The sequence below is a fragment of the Agrobacterium sp. 22-223-1 genome, assembly GCF_053522385.1.
The window spans coordinates 278125-295607 of record NZ_JBNWCN010000004.1 but is presented as its reverse complement, the minus strand read 5'-3'; the positions used below and the strand labels follow the sequence as shown (position 1 = coordinate 295607).

Here is a 17483-nt window from a genome sequence, read left to right as displayed (position 1 = left end):
GTTCTCCGTACAAGACGTCCCGCTGTTGCTGCGCGTTTTGACGCCTGCTGCTCTGGAATAAGATTTACTTTCGACTGGAGAACACATGTTTCATTCTAGACGCCTGCCGGTCCATGCCGGCTTTCTGGCCGCTGCGCTTGCGGCTTTGCCCGTCGCCGGCGCCAATGCTGCCGAAACCACCTATCCCCTGACGATCAACAGCTGCGGTCAGGACATCACCTTCAAGCAGGCACCCGCCCGCACCGTGTCCGTCGGCCAGAGCACGACCGAGGTTCTTTACCTCCTCGGCCTTTCCGACAAGGTGGTCGGCACGGCGCTGTGGATCGGTCCGGTTCTGAAGGGCTACGAAGAGGCCAATGCCAGGGTCGAGCGTCTGGCTGACAATGATCCGAGCTTTGAGGCGGTCATCGGCAAGAAGCCGGACCTCGTGACGACGCAGTTCCAGTGGCAGATCGGCCCGGAAGGCGTTGTCGGAACACCGGCGCAATTCGCCGAGCTTGGCGTTCCCGTTTATACCTCGCCCGCCGATTGCATGGGCAAGGACAATTCCGGCGGCGGTGACGGCGTGCGCAACACCGTCTTCACCATGGATCTGATTTACCAGGAAATCCGCGATCTCGCCAAAATCTTCAACGTGCAGGATCGCGGTGAAGAGGTCGTTGCCGACCTGAAGAAGCGTGAAGAAGCCGCCCGCGCCAAGATCGCCTCGGCAAATGGCAAGCTTTCGGCAGTCTTCTGGTTCTCCAGCGCCGAGCTGGATATCGATCCCTATGTGGCCGGCCGCAATGGCGCCCCCGGCTACATCATGTCCGCGTTGGGCTTAAAGAACGTCATCGAAAGCGATGAAGAATGGCCGACCGTCGGCTGGGAAACCATCGCCAAGGCAAATCCCTCCATCATCGTCGCCGGCAAGATGGATCGCCGCCGTTTCCCGGCTGACGATGTCGCCGTCAAGCTGAAGTTCCTCGCCACCGATCCCGTGGCCAGCATCATGCCAGCCGTCAAGGAAGGTCATGTGTTCGAGATGGATGCGCAGGCGATGAACCCGACCATTCGCACCATTGAAGGCATCGAAACGCTGGCCGAGGCGATTTCGGCTGCCGGCCTCGCCAAGTGAACGGTCTTTCCATCCATCTCGGCAGGGTAGGGCTGGCTTTTGCCGCGCTCGCCCTGCTGCTCGTCGCGCTGATGGCCGGGGCGGCCATCGGCGAGACTGCCATTCCTTTTGACGTCGTGGCGAAAACAATCGCCAACCGCGTCTTCCATGCGACCTATCCGCTGGAACCGCTGGATGAGGGCATTGTCTGGAGTTACCGCCTCAGCCGCGCCGTTGTTGCCGCCTGTTGCGGCGCTTCTTTGGCGCTGGCCGGGGCGGTGCTGCAATCGCTTTTGCGCAATCCGCTTGCCGATCCTTATATTCTCGGCATTTCCGCCGGCGCCTCCACCGGTGCCGTCGCTGTCGCGTTGCTTGGCTTCGGAGCGGGGTTCCTGACGATGCCGGCCGGGGCGCTCATTGGTGCCTTCGTTGCGTTTTCGCTGGTCAGCCTTCTGGCGGTGCGGGGGGGACATGGCAACAGCGCTATCATTCTGGCCGGGGTGGCCGGGTCGCAGCTGTTTAATGCCATGACCTCTTTCATCGTCACCAAATCCGCCAATGCCGAACAGGCGCGCGGCATCATGTTCTGGCTGCTGGGCAACCTCTCGGGCGTGCGCTGGCCGGATGTCTGGCTGGCGCTGCCGGTCAGCCTTGCGGGACTTGCGGTGTGTCTCTGGTATGCCCGGGCGCTCGATGCCTTCGCCTTCGGCGGTCAGGCTGCTGCCTCGCTCGGCATTCCGGTGCGCTGGGTCTATGCGGTGCTGATCTCCGTTTCGGCGATCATGACGGCTGCGATGGTATCGCTGGTCGGCTCCATCGGCTTCGTGGGCCTCGTCATTCCGCATGCCGCACGCATCTTCGTCGGCGTTCGCCATGGTATATTGCTGCCGGTGACGGCGCTGACCGGCGCGGTTTTCATGATCGTCGCGGATATTCTCTCGCGCATTGTCATTCCGGGGCAGGTGCTGCCCATCGGTGTCATCACTGCGCTCGTTGGCGCACCCGCCTTTGCCTTCATCCTTGGGCAGAAGAGGGGGCGTTCATGAAATTATCCGCTCACGACCTGCATTTCCACGCCGGCAATATCGATATCGTGCGCGGGGTCTCACTCGATGTCGGTTCCGGTGAGTTTCTCGGCGTCATCGGACCGAACGGTTCCGGCAAAAGCACGCTGCTTTCCATGCTGGCGGGTATTCGCAAGCCGCGCCGGGGGCACGTTACGCTCGGGGGTGAGCCGCTTGCCTCATTGGGACGGCGAGACCTTGCCCGCCGGCTCGCCTTCGTGGAGCAGCAGGCCGAAACCACCGAACGCATTACCGCACGACAGGCGGTGGAACTTGGGCGCACGCCCTATCTCGGGCCGCTTTCCGCCTGGTCGCAGCAGGATGACGCCATTGTTGATGCAGCACTTGCCAATGTCGACATGGCCGACAAGGCGGAGCGCAACTGGCACCATCTTTCCGGCGGCGAACGCCAGCGCCTGCATATTGCCCGCGCGTTGACGCAGGAGCCGCATATCCTGCTTCTGGACGAGCCGACCAATCACCTCGACATAGGTCACCAGATCGGCCTGCTCGATCTGGTGCGCCGGCAGGGCCTGACCGTTGTGGCGGCGCTGCACGATCTCAATCACGCCGCCATGTTCTGCGATCGCGTCGCCATCATGCACCGGGGCGAGATGATTGCGGTCGGTCCGCCGCGGGAGGTTCTTACACCGGCGAGAATAGCCGCCGTCTTCGGGGTGGAATGCGTCGTCACCACGGATGAGGGCGGCTTTTCCCATATTCGTTTTCTGCCGGCCCACGGGCGGGCCGAGCATCCAAGGAAAGTACTGGCACGATGATGACATTGACGACGCTCGCAAACGCCGCTGCAAAGACCAGCCTGTTTTGGGCCGCTGCCGTCATTGCCGTGGTGTTCACGGGCTTTCCGCTTCAGGCTTCAGCCGAGACCTTCGAGGTGAAAATGCTGAACCGGGGCGAAAAAGGCCCGATGGTATTCGAGCCCGATTTTCTCGAAATAGCGCCCGGCGACCGCGTGCGCTTTGTGCCTACCCACAAGAGCCACAATGCAGCGACCATCGATGGCATGATCCCGGAAGGTGTCGAAGGTTTCAAAAGCCGGATCAATGACGAATTCGAGACCGGCTTTGAAAAGCCGGGCTTTTACGGCATCAAATGCTCGCCGCATTACGGCATGGGCATGGTCATGCTGATCAAGGTCGGCGAGGCCACCCTGCCGCAGAGCTACCGGACGGTGGACGTGCCCGGCCGGGCAAAGCCAAGGTTCGAGGACCTTTTCGAGCAGGCGGAAAAATGAGGCTGCATTGAGCTCTCATCCGTCATGCCGGACTTGACCCGGCATCGAGCCACGGCGCGTCTGCGCCGTGGGAAGAGTCTTTTGCGATCAAGGGCTTGATCGCACTGGACCCCGGATCTAGTCCGGGGTGACGGAGTAGTTCCCCGGCTTCACTGCGCACACGGCATAACGATGCTGCAGCCCGCGCAGAATGCCTTTCAGCAGGCTGAAATTTTTCGCCTGGGCGCGGTGAATGGCCTGAAGCTCCTGATCGATTGCGACAGGTTCGAAGCCGGTCGCACGCAACAGCGCCGCGACATCGCCGGCCCTTGCGCCCTTCGAAAAATAAACGCGGGAAAGAATGCTGTTGAAGGTGTTTTCCGGGTCCGCCGGCTTGTGCGGCTGGTCCGGTTTGACGAGGCCGATGCTTTCGAGGCTGGCCGCCAGTTTCTTCACCAGTTTTTCGCGCCAGCCGGTATTCACGAAGTCGCCGTCGACGATCAGAAGCCGTCCGCCGGGTTTCAGAACGCGGAACCATTCGGCAAAGCTTGCCTGCGGGTCCACCAGCGTCCAGACCAGATGACGGGTGATGATGACATCGGCGCTTTCATCCGGTTCCATCGTGTTTTCGGCGTCGCCGACGAAAAAGCGGATGCTGCGGCCACGGCTTTTCGCTTTTTCACGGGCAAGCGCCAGCATGGTTTCCGACCAATCCATGCCGGTGACCTGAAAACCGAGATCGTCCATCAGGTGCGAGATGACGCCGGTGCCGCTGGCAAGATCGAGCGCCCTGCGGCCTTCTCCGCGGCCGAGATGTTTCAGGATAAGCGCGTGCCAGGCCTCGCGCTCGTCTTCGGAGAAAATTTCATGTCCGGGGGAAAGGTCGAAAGTCGCGGCGCGGCCGGACCAATAGGATTTGATTTCGTCTCTCAGACTGTCGTTTTTGCCATATTGGATTGTGTCGATCATCGGTCTTCAACTCATGTACCGGTCAGTTAAGAATGGCTCTAAAACATAAATGTTGACTAGTATAGTCAGAAAATAATACAGCCGCGCCAGTCAACACTGGAGAGCAATATCCGATGCGCATCTCAGCCAAATCTGCGGCACTTGCCCTTGGCCTTCTCGTATCCGCCGCATGGCCGGCATTCGCCGAAAAGGTCACCGTCAAGGATGTGACGGGCCGCGATGTCGAGGTGAATGTGCCGGTATCGCACGTTATCCTCGGTGAAGGTCGCCAGATTTATTTCCTGGCTGCGCTCGACAAGGAAAACCCTTTCCAGCACGTGGTTGGCTGGCGCGACGATCTGACGAAAGCCGACCCGGAAACCTATGCGGCCTATCTCGCAAAGTATCCGGAAATCGCCAAGCTGCCGACTTTCGGCGGCATGAAGGACGGCACTTTCGACATAGAGCAGGCTGTCGCCCTGAAGCCTGACGTGATCCTGATGAATATCGACGCCAAGACGGCGACCGAAGAAGCGGGCTATATCGAAAAGCTCGCCAAGGTCGGCATTCCGCTGGTCTACGTCGATTTCCGTGAAAAGCCGATGGAAAATACCGAGCCGAGCATGCGCCTCATGGGCCAGCTGACAGGCAAGGAAAAGATCGCCGAGGACTTCATCAAGTTCCGCGCCGACTCCATCGCCAAGGTTACCGATACGCTCGAAAAGGCCAATCCGAAGAAGCCTGTCGTGTTCATGGAGCGCGCCGGCGGTTACTCCGACGATTGCTGCATGTCCTTCGGCAACGAGAATTTCGGCAAGATGGTGGAGCTTGCCGGCGGCGTCAACATGGCCAAGGACATCATTCCCGGCACCTTCGGCACCGTCAATCCGGAACAGATCATTGCCTCCAACCCGGAGCAGATCATCATCACCGGCGGCAACTGGAACGGTTATGTTCCGGGCGGCAACTGGGTCGGCGTCGGTTATGGCGCGGATCTGAAGGAAGCCCATCGCAAGCTTGAAAACCTGACCAAGCGCCCGGCTTTCACCGGCGTGCAGGCGGTGAAGGACGGTAATGTCCACGCCATCTGGCATCAGTTCTACAACAATCCCTATCAGTTCGTGGCCGTTCAGGAAATCGCCAAGTGGCTGCATCCGGACCTCTTCAAGGACCTCGACCCGGAGGCGACCTTCAAGGAACTGCATGCCCGCTTCCTGCCGCTCGATTACAAGCCCGGCTACTTCGTTTCGCTGAAGGACGCCAAGTAATAAAGGGACGGTGAAGGGGAGCGCCGTCCGACCGATGGATAAAGCCGCAGCCATGCGGCTTTATCGCTTTGTTTTGGAACTCAGTGAGGACTTCTCATGCGGCTCAACGCTCTCAGGCATCTTGCGGTGCTGGCTTTCTCCCTTCTCGCCGTGCCGGTTCTGGCTGCCGAGATTACCGATGTCACCGGTCGCAAAGTCGAGCTGGACCTGCCGGCCAGACGCGTCATCGTCGGTGAGGCGCGCCAGGTGCATGTCATTGCCGCACTCAAGGGCGACAAGACCTTCGACACCATCGTCGGCTGGCGTGACGATCTTCTCAAGAAGGATCCCGACAGCTACGCCGCCTATGTCGAGCGTTTTCCGCAGATCGAGAAACTGCCGCGCTTCGGTTATGTGCCTCAGGGCGATTTCAGCCTGGAAACGGCCATCACCCTTTCGCCCGATGTGATCACCCTCAATCTGGAAGCGGAGAAATCCGCCAAGGAGAGCGGTTTCGAAGAAAAGGCCGCCGCCGCCGGCATCAAGATCATCTATCTCGATTTCCGTATCGATCCTGAAAAGAACAGCGAAGCCTCGGTCGAAATTCTCGGCAAACTGTTCGGCGCCGAAGAGCGGGCGAAGGAATTCATCGCCTATCGCCGTGCCGAAATCGCTCGCGTGGCCGACCGGCTCGCCAGCGTCAAGGACCTGAAGCGCCCGAACGTCTTCATCGAACGCGCGCCCGGCATTTCCGGTGAAAACAATTGCTGCCGCACTTTCGGACCGGTCAATTTCGGCGCGATGGTCGATCTTGCCGGCGGCCACAACATTGCCGACGGCATCATCAAGACGACCTTCGGCGATCTCAATCCCGAACAGCTCGTGGTTGCCGATCCTGACCACGTCATCGTCACCGGCTCCAACTGGGCTGCCGAGTCCGACATCAACCAGTTCGTTCCGGTCGGACGCGGGGCGGATATGGCTCTCTCGCGTGAGCGACTGGCCAACCTTATGAAGCGCACGCCTTTTCCGGAACTGGAGGCCGTGAAGCAAGGCAATGTCCATGCCGTCTGGCACCAGTTCTATGGCGCGCCCTACGAATTCTTCCCGATCCAGCAATTCGCCAAGTGGTTCCATCCCGATCTCTTCGCCGATCTCGATCCGGAAAAGAACTTTGAGGAATTTCACCGCAAATTCCTCCCCGTCACTTACAAGCCGGGCTATTTCGCCTCGCTCGAAAAAGGTTTGAACCAATGAGTTCGGTGAATGAAAGCGCGGTTGGCATCAGTGGGCGCGATCAATATCGCGCCCTTGCCGCGCGCAGGATAATCATCCTCTTCGGGCTTTTTATCGCCCTGTGTTTCAGCATGGCCGCCGATATGGCGCTGGGTCCGGCGCGCTATACGCTCTCCGAGGTTCTGGCGACGATTGCCGATCCGGCCGCCGTCGGAAACCAGCTTCGGGTGGTGATCTGGGATATTCGCATGCCGATCGCGCTGATGGCGGTGACCGTCGGAGCGTCGCTTTCGGTTGCGGGCGCGCAGATGCAGACCATCCTGTCGAACCCGCTCGCCAGCCCCTTCACGCTCGGTATTTCGGCGGCGGCAAGCTTCGGTGCGGCGCTGGCGCTGGTTGGCGGCGTGGCGATCTTTCCGGGCGCCGTGCATTACATGGTGCCGATCAATGCCTTCATCATGGCCATGGTCGCGGCTCTGTTCATCCATTTCGCCTCGACGCTTCGCGGGGTGACGGTCGAAACCATCGTGCTGCTCGGCATCGCGCTGGTGTTCACTTTCAATGCGGCGCTGTCGCTGCTCGAATATCTGGCCTCCGAACAGGCGCTTGCCGCCGTGGTTTTCTGGACCATGGGCAGCCTGACGAAGGCGACCTGGGACAAGGTCTATGTCACCGCCGCCATCCTCCTCGTCACCGTGCCGCTGTTCATGCGCAATGCCTGGGCGCTGACGGCGCTGAGGCTCGGCGATGACAAGGCGGCCAGCATGGGCATCAATGTCCGGCGGCTGCGGTTGACGACCATGCTGACGGTCAGCCTGCTGGCGGCCATTCCAGTCTCTTTTGTCGGCACAATCGGTTTCGTCGGGCTGGTCGGTCCGCACATCGCCCGCATGGTGGTGGGTGAGGACCAGCGTTTCTTCCTGCCCGGCTCGGTGATCTGCGGTGCGCTGCTTCTGTCGGCAACCTCGGTCATCAGCAAGATTCTCATTCCTGGCGCTATTCTGCCGATCGGCGTCATCACGGCGCTTGTCGGCGTTCCGTTCTTCTTCGCGCTTATTTTCGGCAACAGGAGGCGCGCATGGTAGCGCTCGCACTGAAAGATGTCGGCGCCGCCTATGGGCGCATCACGGTTCTCTCCAAGGTCGGCATCGATACGCTGGAAAGCGGCAGTGTGACGGCGGTGATCGGCCCGAATGCCGCCGGCAAGTCGACGCTTTTCAAGCGCATCGCCAGCCTGATTTCCGGTCCCGGACTGGTCGAACTCTCTGATACGGCCCGCGGCAACCGCGCCATCTGCTACATGCCGCAGGATACCGGCGCCAACGCCGTGCTGACCGTTTACGAATCCGTGCTTCTTTCTGCCAAGCAGGGCGGCGGCTGGCGGGTCCATGACGATGAGCTTTTCGAGATCGACGCCATTCTCAAGGCGCTGAAAATCCATGACCTGGCTTTCCGCGGGCTTGGCGAATTGTCCGGCGGTCAACGCCAGCTTGTTTCGCTGGCGCAGGCGCTGGCGCGCAAGCCGGAAGTGCTGCTCATGGACGAGCCGACATCCGCGCTCGATCTTCACCGGCAGATCGAGGTTCTGGGTTTCGTCAGCGATCTGGCGCAGAAGACCGGCATGATCGTGCTGATCGCCCTGCATGACCTCAACCATGCGCTTCGTTATTGCGCCAATACGATGGTTATCGCGCGTGGTGAAATGGTGGTGAGCGGTAGCACGGAGGCGGTGATAACCCCGGAGATGCTGCGCGATATCTATCGCATCGATGCGCGTATCGAGCCCTGCTCGCAGGGCAGGCCGATGGTCATCGTCGACGGGGCCATCTGACAGGTCAAAACCCGGCCGCGCTTGCTGCCGGGTCCGCTCGATGCGGGCTGCACAAATTCTTGATGATAATAGTCATGAATTATCTGTTCGATCCACGGTTTGGATGCTAGAGCTTTGAGCGGCAGAACTGCGCGGCCATTCGGGGGCGGCAGGTTTCGTCGATCCTTGAAATTTCTCTCGGTTGAGACATGGGCATACGGGAAGATGACAAGCGTTATAACGCTTACGTCGCGCATAGGGTCGACCTGATCAAATACGCCACCCTGATTTTAGGGTCGCGGGCGGATGCAGAGGACGTGGTTCAGGAAGCATTCCTGAAATTCGTGCCGGAAGCCTCCGGCAATCCCTCCAACCTCAAATCTTATCTTTTTCGCATCGTTCGCAATCTTGCGCTCGACAACCGCCGGCGCAACCGGCAAGACCTGCGGGAGCGACCGGATGACACCCCCTTCTGGGGCGTGCCGCAGGATCATGGTACGCCGGAAGAGCATGCGCTGTTCTGCGATGAAGTTCGGCAGATGCAGACAATTCTGGAGACCCTGCCGGTTCAGGCGCGCGTGGCATTGGAAATGCACAGATTCGGTGGTTACAATATGGAGGAGATCGCTCGTCACCTTGGCGTGTCCGTGGCCAGCGCTCACCGCCTGATCAAGGGTAGCATTGCCGCGATTACCAGAGAAATGAAGTGAAATTGCCCTGATTGTCCCATTATGTGAAAAAAAACTTTCCGTTAAACGTCTATATAACAACGCGGAAGACGAGGCGGCTTTTCTGCCTCGCAAAGGAACTGGCCCGGTTCAATGACCATTGATCCAGATAGGAAAATAGAATTGCCTGACGGGAAGGCGGAAGAGGCGGCTGACTGGCTGATACGTCTGCAGGCGGGATCGGTGGAGCCGCGGCTGAAGGCGGAGTTTGATCGATGGCTGGTTGCCTCGCCGGCAAACCGTCTTGCCTGGGAGCGGACATGCAAAACGTGGCGCAACCTCGGTCTGGTTGAACCGGCTTTCAAGAACCTCTGGGAAGATGCACCCCACCTGCCGGCCAAGGCCGAAAAACAGCTGCCGCGGCGACGCTTTACCGTTCGTCACTATGCCGGCATGGCCATGGCTGCGGCGTCGCTCTGTCTTGCTGTGCTTTTCGTACCCGCTTTTTTTGTCCGCATCGAAGCGGATTATCAGACCAGTACGGCTGAAAGCCGCACGATAGTCCTTGAAGACGGTAGCAGGGTGCAACTTGCCGCTGCGAGTGCGCTTTCCACCGATTTTACCGATGGCCGCCGTAATGTGAAAGTGCTGAAGGGCGAAGCTTTTTTTGATGTCGTGCCAGATAGCGCGCGACCCTTCGTGGTGGAGACGAAGAACGTCACCGTTCAGGTGCTGGGCACGGCTTTCGATGTCGATCTCACGGATGGCATAACGCAGGTCGCGCTTGCGCATGGCTCGGTGGAAGCATCCTTCCGCAATGCGGCGCCTACACGGCTCATCCCCGGCGAGATGCTGATTGTCGACGCCTCCGGTGCAATCCGAAAGGAGAGCGTGTCCGTGGAGGATATAGGCGGCTGGCGCAACGGGGAGCTTTATGTGGTGGATGCGACGATCGGCTCGGTCGTGGAGCAGATACAGCGCTATCATCCGGCATGGCTGACGATGGCGGACAAAAGGCTGGCCGAGCAGCGGGTAACGGGTTTTTACGATCTTCGCGACCCGGACCGCGCGTTGGAAGCATTGGTGGAACCTTACCGGGGCAAGGTGCATGCGATTGGCGGCAGCGCCCGCATCATCACCCGCTTCTGAAACAGTTGAAAACAAAAAATCATATTTATTTTCAGTAATTTATAAAATTTCCTCAAAAAGCCTGAAAAAAATCGCCGAGGCAATCGTCTTTTTGTTGAGTAATCCGGTCAAGATATTTCCGGAACGAAAGACAGGAAGACTGAAGCAATATGCGCCTCCATATACGTGTAACCGGTTCGGGCAGAAAAGCGGGAAAGCATGCGCGCACAGCCATGCTGCTGGCGACGACGGCTGTCGTTGTTTCAATCTCGATGCCGGTTTTTGCGCAGACCGGACCTGATGCCGCCAATAGCCAGCGCCCGAATGGCGAGCAGGGCGCAACGCGGCCGTTCAACATTCCTGCCCAGTCGCTGTCATCCGTGGTAGGTGCCTTCGGGCGGCAATCCGGCCTTCAGGTCACGCTGGCCACGCCATCGGCCGGCAATGTGCGCACCAACGCCGTCACCGGCAGTTTCACGGTGCGGGAGGCGCTGTCGCGGTTGCTGGCGGGAACGGGCGTCAATTTCCGTATCGCCGGCAATGGCAGAACCGTCGTCATCGGCACGGGGCAATCGACCGTCGATCTTTCCGCGGCGGAGGGTACGACGGTTCTGGAAACCATTACCCTGACCGGCAAGACCGGGCGTAACTCCATTGCCGGTTCCGGTTATCAGGGGACGCCCGACTGGGTTTATGAAACGCCCGCCAGCGTCAGCGTGGTCGGCCGTGAGGCGATCCAGTCGGCCGGGGTGCGCAACACGCGCGATGTTTTCAACCGGGTTTCCGGTGTTTATGCCGGCGAGGGCAATGGCAGCTTCCCAACCGTTTCGCCCAATGTGCGCGGTTTGCAGGAAAGCGGCCGCGTGGTCGTCTCCATCGATGGCGCGCGGCAGAATGCGCAGCGTGGTGCGGCCTTCGGCGGCGCCACGAGCTACACCGCAAGCGCCGGGCAGGGTTATGTGGATGTCGCTTTCATCCGTGCCGTCGAGATCGAGAAAATAACCAATGCGCGCTCAGGCAATGCCGGCTCTCTGGGCGGCAAGGTCGAGTTCCGAACCGTCAGCGCCGACGATCTGATTACCGAGGGTGAAAACAAAGGCGGGGAAGCGAATGTTTCCCGCGGCACCAATGGCTATGATTTTCAGGGCTCGGTTCTCGGCGCCGTTCGCTCGCCGGATGGTCCTCTCTCCTTCGTCGCCGGCTACAGCCGCACGATCATGGATGAATACAAGGTCGGCACAAAAGGGGAGGCCCGCAGCACCGCGCTGACAATGAAGGATTTGCTCGGCCGCGACGGTTGGTCGACCTTTTTCAAGGGCGAAGGCGACTTCGGCGACGTCAAGGCTTCGCTGTCCTGGATGCATCAGGAGAATGACTTCGTTCAGGGCGCTTCCACGGTGATCGACCGGGAAAGCGTAAGAAACGACAGCGTTGTCGCGAAGCTGGATTGGGATCCGGAGAGCGAACTCATCGACTTTAAGTCGTCTCTGTGGCTGAACGATAATATGACGCATGAACTGCGTGCGGCGCGCACTGGAGCCGGGAGCGCAGGATATGCGGCTGAAACCAATCTTGACATGGGCCTACGGAGTTTCGGCGTTAGCGTTGAAAACACCAGTCGTGCCACTACACCGGCAGGCGAGCTTAGCCTTAACTACGGCGTCGAGGCTTTTCGAGATATTGCTTCTTCGGTTGCCACCAGTTCCACCATCGAAAATAACCCCTCTTATGCCAGTAGTTATACCGCTTTTAGCCCGGCAGGGCGACGTGATGTAGCGAGCCTATTTTTCAACGGTGAGCTGGAACCTGCAGACTGGATCACGTTAAGCGGTGGTGTTCGGTATGACTGGTCGCGACTGAAGGGGCGCACGACATATTACAATCAGGTTACAGTCGCTACAGGCTCAAACCGTATTGTTGGCTCGGCAGACAGTTATCTCACGTATGTTTCACAATACCTGCCGGCGACCTACAGCCGCGTCTACGCCATCTGCATGACTGGGGTGTTTGGTGGCCGTACTTTCACTGCGGCCCAGAGGGCAAGTTCCTGCAATACTTTGAACAACGTTTGGCCCGCCACCAGGGGCGAAATCATTGACGGCCGGTGGCGTGATGCCGGAACGACTTACTATGCTACCACTTACTCAACGGAATATCCCTCCTATGACGTGGAGATAGACCATACCTACAGCGCATGGCTACCTTCCGCGACGATCGAACTGAAACCCGTCGACTGGTTCCGCCCCTATGTGAGCTATTCCCAGAGCCTGCGTCCGCCGACAATTCTCGAGGCATTTTTCGCAGGAGCTCGCCCGGGCGACAGCCCCGGATACGAATACGCTCCGAACCAGGCCCTGCGTGCCGAAAAGGCGACGACCTACGAAGTCGGCGCGAATATGAGCTTCGACGGCGTGCTGCTGGACGACGATTCCATTCGCATCAAAATGGCCGCCTTTCGCCGCGAGGTGAAGGACTATATCGCGCTCGGTTATCTCGTTACGGATCAGGTTCTCGACCGCACCTATACCAGCTTCGTCAATCTGGACGGCACGACCTATATGCGCGGGCTGGAATTCGAGGGCAATTACGATGCCCGCAGTTTCTGGATCGGCGGCTCGGCAACATTTCTGAAAACAGAATGGCCTGAAAAGACACAGGTTTTTTCCAACGGCACGACCACCACAACCGGTGAAATCGTTGCCTGGCCGGGCGACGTCGCGCCCAAGGTGAAGCTGACGCTCGATGGCGGCATGCGTTTCTTCGATGAAAAATTCTCGCTGGGCGCAAGGCTCAACCACGTTACGCCGACGCAGTCGCGTACGCTGGATACGGAAGGCAATCTGCGTGAGGTGACCGATCCCTACACGACGGTGGATCTCTACGGTTCCTATGCCTTCAACGACAAGGCCACGCTTCGCTTCGCCGTCAATAACCTGACGGACCGCAAATACATTCCGGCAGCCAGCGCCTACACGGCGCCGGGCCGCACCTTTATCGCGACGATGAACGTGAAGTTCTGAACCGTGGAAGAAATTCTCCGGGCTGGGTTGCAGCCCGTCCCGGAGATGAAACGCCTTCGCCAAAGGACGAAGGTATCGATATTGGCCAGCAAAGGAGTACACCTATGGCTACCACAATTCAACTGACGCAGTCTTCCTCGGATCTGATCGGCTACCTCAACGGTTGGACGAGCGGTTTCGGTTCGACCTATGGTGCGTTCTACGACGCTCAGACCAGCTCTCTCGCCACCACCACCATCGATCCGAACACGACCTATGAGGCGTGGGGCGATGGCAGCTCCGGTGGCAAGGGCATCGTCATGAGCGGCGCTCTGCAGTACTCCCAGGGCAACCTGACGGGTTCGGTCGACAGCATCGTTCTGGGCACCGGCTACAGCCAGTCCACCAGCGGCATCGCCGTCAGCCAGCAGGAACTGCTGATCGATCCCGACAGCGCCTATTCGCTCGCCGGTGCTCGCGATCTTCTCGATCTCGCCGTCTACCAGCTTGCCCGCTTCGGTTCGCTGGCCGGCTTCTATGATTACTTTGCCGCCACCGGCACGGTGATCGAGGACACGGCTGCCTCCAACACCCTGACCGGCTTTGCCGGCGCAGACACCTTCGTATTCTCCGGCGGCAATGATGTGGTGCAGGCCGGTCCCACCGGGACCTACGGCTACCAGGACGGTACGGACAAACTGGACGTTTCCGCTTGGGGCTCCGGGAGCATTGACGATGTCTTCATCAGCAACAATGCAAACGGCGATGCTGTCATCGAAAACATTTTTGGTGGCGACACTATCACCCTCGTTGGTGTAGATTCCAGCGTACTCGACGCATCGGACTTCATTTTCGCCAGCGCATCGGCGCTTGCCGCGTAAAGGAAAATCAGGCTGTGGGCTTTCAAAACCACCAGCAGACGCCGCCGCAGTCCCTCACTGCGGCGGTTGTTTCGCCCCTTAAAAGCACATTTCTCGGCGTTGCGCTCGTCAGCGGCGTGGTCAATATACTCGCGCTCACGTCGCCGCTCTTCATGCTACAGGTTTATGACCGGGTTCTGGCAAGCGGCAGCCTGCCGACGCTGGTCGGGATCGCCATTCTCGCGCTTGGTCTTTACGGCTTCCAGTGCCTGCTCGATATCATCCGCGCCCGCGTTCTGATCCGCATCGGTGAAGATTTCGACATGCGTTATTCCGGCAGGGTGCATGATGCCGTGGTGCGCCTGCCGCTCGTCAACCGCATGCCGGGCGACGGTCTCCAGCCGCTGCGCGATCTCGACAATGTGCGCGGTTTTCTCTCCGGCACGGGGCCGACCGCCTTTTTCGATCTGCCGTGGATGCCGCTTTATCTTGGCATATGTTTTCTGTTTCACTTCTGGATCGGTGTGACGGCGCTCGCCGGCGCGATATTGCTTGTCTCCCTGACGATCCTCACCAATATCTTCTCGCAGAAGCCGATTCGCGACACCATGGTCGAGAACATGGCCCGCAACCGGCAACTGGAGGCCTCGCGCCGCAATGCCGAAGTCGTGGAGGCCATGGGGCTTGGCGGCCGGCTCGGAAAACGCTGGCAAAATTCCAACGAGGCCTATCTCGCCGCCAATCGCAAGGCGGGCGATGTGGCCGGGGGTCTCGGTAATATTGCGAAGTCTTTGCGGGTCGTGCTGCAATCGGCCATTCTGGCGGTCGGCGCTTGGCTCGTCATCAACCAGGAAGCTTCGGGCGGCGTGATGATCGCCAGTTCGATCATGATGGGCCGGGCGCTGGCGCCCGTCGATCTCGCCATTTCCAACTGGAAGTCCTTTGTGGCCGCCCGGCAAAGCTGGGCGCGGCTGAGGGAGCTTTTTGCACAGATGCCGGCCAATGCCGCCGCCATGGCCCTTCCGAAGCCTGAAAAGGAATTGAGGGTCGAAAACGTCACCATCGTTCCGCCGGGAGAAAGAAAACCGACCGTCACCGGGCTTGGCTTCATCGTGACCGCCGGAAACGCGCTCGGCGTCATCGGCCCCTCCGGTTCGGGTAAATCCACGCTCGCGCGCATTCTCACCGGCGCGTGGATGCCGGCGGCCGGCAAGGTGCGGCTGGACGGTGCAAGTTTCGAGCAGTGGGACCGTGAGGCGCTGGGCCGCCATATCGGCTATCTGCCGCAGGGCGTGGAGCTGTTCGACGGCACGATCGGTGAAAATATCTCCCGTTTCGAGGATAATCCCGATCCTGACGCCATCATCGCGGCGGCCAGGGCTGCGGGCGCGCATGAACTGATCCTGCGTTTCGAAAAAGGTTATGACAGCGATATCGGCGAGGCGGGTTCGGCGCTTTCCGCCGGGCAGCGCCAGCGCATCGGCCTTGCCCGCGCGCTATACCGCGATCCCTTCATCGTCGTGCTGGATGAACCCAACGCCAATCTCGATGCGGAAGGCGAAGCTGCCGTGGTCAAGGCGATTTCCTCGGTCAAGGCGCGGGGCGGTATTGCCGTCGTCGTTGCCCACCGGCCGAGCGCCATCGGTGCTGTCGATTTCATTCTGATGATGGAAGAGGGGAGGATGAAGGCCTTCGGCCCACGCGACGAGGTGCTTTCGAAGGTACTGCGCGTTCCGCAGGCGCAGGCGGCCAAGGGATTTACCGCATCCGCCCAGACGATCTCGCCGCTGCGCGTCGTCGCCAATACCCAGTCGCAGGCGCTGGTGCTGGAAGACGTCCGTGAAGAGAACAGCCAGGAAGGAGATGCGGATGTCAAACATTGACCAGCGCAGCCATGTGTCCCGCTCCATCCGAAAACATCTTGTTGCCGGCCTCGCTGCGGGTGTGGCGCTGCTGGCCGGCGTCGGCGGATGGGCTGCGACGACCAATCTTGCCGGCGCGGTTGTCGCCTCCGGCCATCTGGTGGTGGATTCCTACAGCAAGAAGGTGCAGCACCCGAGCGGCGGTGTGGTCGGCGAAATTCTGGTGAATGAGGGCGACAGGGTGAAGGCTGGCGATGTGGTCATGCGCCTCGACGCGACCCAGACCCGCGCCAATCTCGCCATCGTGACCAAGCGTCTGGATGAGCTGAATGCGCGCATGGCAAGGCTGGAGGCCGAGCGCGACGATCTGCCGGAACTCATTTTTCCGCAGGCGCTGATGGCGCGAAAAGACGATGCCGATGTCGCCTCCGCCATGCGCAGCGAGACCAAGCTGTTCGAATTCCGCAAATCCTATCGCGAAGGCCGCAAAGCACAGCTTTCCGAGCGCATCACCCAGTTCGAACATGAGATCGAAGGGCTGAAGGCGCAGGAAGTCGCCTATGATAACGGCCTTGCCGTGCTGGAGGCTGAAATCACCTCGCAGAAATCCCTGCGCGAACAGGGTATCGTTTCGGTGCAGAGGCTGAACAGCCTGCAGACGCAGGCTGCGACATTCGGCGGCGAGCGCGGCGAAAAAATCGCCTATCAGGCGCAGACGGCAGGGCGCATCACCGAGACCAGGCTGCAAATCCTGCAGATCGACCAGGAATTGCGCACCGAGGTCGGGCGGGAGCTGCGGGAGATACAGGCGCAGATGGGCGAATTCGTCGAGCGCAAGGTTGCCGCCGAAGACGAGCTTAAGCGCATCGATATCGTCGCGCCGCAATCCGGCATGGTGCATGAAATGGCCGTGCATACGGTGGGTGGCGTGGTGACGCCTGCAGATCCGATCATGCTCATCGTGCCTGACGGAGACGAGCTGGCGCTGGAGGTGCAGATCGTGCCGAAGGATATCGATCAGCTTCAGGTGGGGCAAAAGGCCATGCTGCGCATGACCGCTTTCAATCAGCGTGTCACGCCGGAACTGGAAGGCCATGTCAGCCGCATCGCGGCGGATATCACCACCGACCAGCGCAGCGGTCTTTCCTATTATCTGGCGCGGATTTCCGTGCCGGTCTCCGAGCGGCAGAAGCTGAACAATGCGCCGCTGGTGCCGGGCATGCCGGCCGAGGCGTTCATTCAGACCAGCGAAAGGACGGCGCTGTCCTATATCGCCAAGCCGCTGACCGACCAGATCAGCCGCGCCTTCCGTGAGGAGTAGGAATCTGGGT

The 17483-nt window shown here is 60.0% G+C and carries 15 protein-coding genes; 14 read left to right on the top strand and 1 reads right to left on the bottom strand.

The genetic code is table 11. The features are described 5' to 3' along the window. Positions 1 to 85: 85 nt before the first annotated feature. Genes ACQZ60_RS18835 through ACQZ60_RS18820 form a run of 4 tightly spaced genes read left to right on the top strand, consistent with a single transcriptional unit; the run spans position 86 to position 3415 of the window. Entirely contained in the window at positions 86 to 1117 is a 1032-nt protein-coding gene (locus tag ACQZ60_RS18835; RefSeq protein ID WP_448735872.1) for an ABC transporter substrate-binding protein, read from the top strand. After that, positions 1114 to 2142, top strand: a complete 1029-nt coding sequence (locus ACQZ60_RS18830; RefSeq protein ID WP_448735871.1) for a FecCD family ABC transporter permease — start codon at positions 1114 to 1116, stop codon at positions 2140 to 2142. Before ACQZ60_RS18835 ends, ACQZ60_RS18830 begins: the two co-directional genes overlap by 4 nt. Further along, positions 2139 to 2939 (top strand): ABC transporter ATP-binding protein, encoded by an 801-nt coding sequence (locus tag ACQZ60_RS18825; RefSeq protein WP_448735870.1) that lies wholly within the window; start codon positions 2139 to 2141, stop codon positions 2937 to 2939. Before ACQZ60_RS18830 ends, ACQZ60_RS18825 begins: the two co-directional genes overlap by 4 nt. Then, on the top strand, positions 2936 to 3415 hold the full coding sequence (locus tag ACQZ60_RS18820; protein WP_448735869.1) for a pseudoazurin: 480 nt from the start codon (positions 2936 to 2938) through the stop codon (positions 3413 to 3415). Before ACQZ60_RS18825 ends, ACQZ60_RS18820 begins: the two co-directional genes overlap by 4 nt. 117 nt (positions 3416 to 3532) lie before the next feature. Here ACQZ60_RS18820 and ACQZ60_RS18815 read toward each other — a convergent pair whose 3' ends face one another. After that, positions 3533 to 4363 (bottom strand): class I SAM-dependent methyltransferase, encoded by an 831-nt coding sequence (locus ACQZ60_RS18815; protein WP_125145778.1) that lies wholly within the window; start codon positions 4361 to 4363, stop codon positions 3533 to 3535. 113 nt (positions 4364 to 4476) lie between these two features. Here ACQZ60_RS18815 and ACQZ60_RS18810 point away from each other — a divergent pair, with 113 nt between their 5' ends. The 10 genes from ACQZ60_RS18810 (at position 4477) to ACQZ60_RS18765 (ending at position 17473) form a co-directional block, all read left to right on the top strand. After that, positions 4477 to 5610, top strand: coding sequence for an ABC transporter substrate-binding protein (locus ACQZ60_RS18810; RefSeq protein WP_003524640.1), 1134 nt, complete (start codon positions 4477 to 4479; stop codon positions 5608 to 5610). A 96-nt stretch (positions 5611 to 5706) separates the two neighbouring features. Continuing rightward, a complete protein-coding gene (locus ACQZ60_RS18805; protein ID WP_448735868.1) occupies positions 5707 to 6846 on the top strand; it encodes an ABC transporter substrate-binding protein in 1140 nt (379 codons plus the stop codon). After that, positions 6843 to 7910: a FecCD family ABC transporter permease gene (locus tag ACQZ60_RS18800; protein WP_448735867.1), complete on the top strand. Its 1068-nt coding sequence runs from the start codon at positions 6843 to 6845 to the stop codon at positions 7908 to 7910. Before ACQZ60_RS18805 ends, ACQZ60_RS18800 begins: the two co-directional genes overlap by 4 nt. After that, a complete protein-coding gene (locus ACQZ60_RS18795; protein ID WP_448735866.1) occupies positions 7904 to 8656 on the top strand; it encodes an ABC transporter ATP-binding protein in 753 nt (250 codons plus the stop codon). The genes ACQZ60_RS18800 and ACQZ60_RS18795 overlap by 7 nt, the downstream gene beginning before the upstream one ends. A 188-nt stretch (positions 8657 to 8844) precedes the next feature. Continuing rightward, complete coding sequence (locus ACQZ60_RS18790) at positions 8845 to 9345, top strand: RNA polymerase sigma factor (RefSeq protein ID WP_020813249.1); 501 nt, start codon at positions 8845 to 8847, stop codon at positions 9343 to 9345. 111 nt (positions 9346 to 9456) lie between these two features. Further along, positions 9457 to 10452, top strand: a complete 996-nt coding sequence (locus ACQZ60_RS18785) for a FecR family protein (RefSeq protein WP_020813250.1) — start codon at positions 9457 to 9459, stop codon at positions 10450 to 10452. A 149-nt stretch (positions 10453 to 10601) separates the two neighbouring features. Then, positions 10602 to 13451: a TonB-dependent receptor gene (locus tag ACQZ60_RS18780; protein WP_020813251.1), complete on the top strand. Its 2850-nt coding sequence runs from the start codon at positions 10602 to 10604 to the stop codon at positions 13449 to 13451. A 104-nt stretch (positions 13452 to 13555) separates the two neighbouring features. Further along, entirely contained in the window at positions 13556 to 14311 is a 756-nt protein-coding gene (locus ACQZ60_RS18775) for a hypothetical protein (RefSeq protein WP_448735865.1), read from the top strand. Positions 14312 to 14325: 14 nt separating this feature from the next. Further along, the gene (locus ACQZ60_RS18770) at positions 14326 to 16173 is read left to right on the top strand and encodes a type I secretion system permease/ATPase (protein ID WP_448735864.1); all 1848 of its coding nucleotides are present in this window, start codon (positions 14326 to 14328) and stop codon (positions 16171 to 16173) included. After that, complete coding sequence (locus ACQZ60_RS18765) at positions 16160 to 17473, top strand: HlyD family type I secretion periplasmic adaptor subunit (protein ID WP_020813254.1); 1314 nt, start codon at positions 16160 to 16162, stop codon at positions 17471 to 17473. The genes ACQZ60_RS18770 and ACQZ60_RS18765 overlap by 14 nt, the downstream gene beginning before the upstream one ends. The last annotated feature ends 10 nt before the right edge of the window (positions 17474 to 17483 follow it).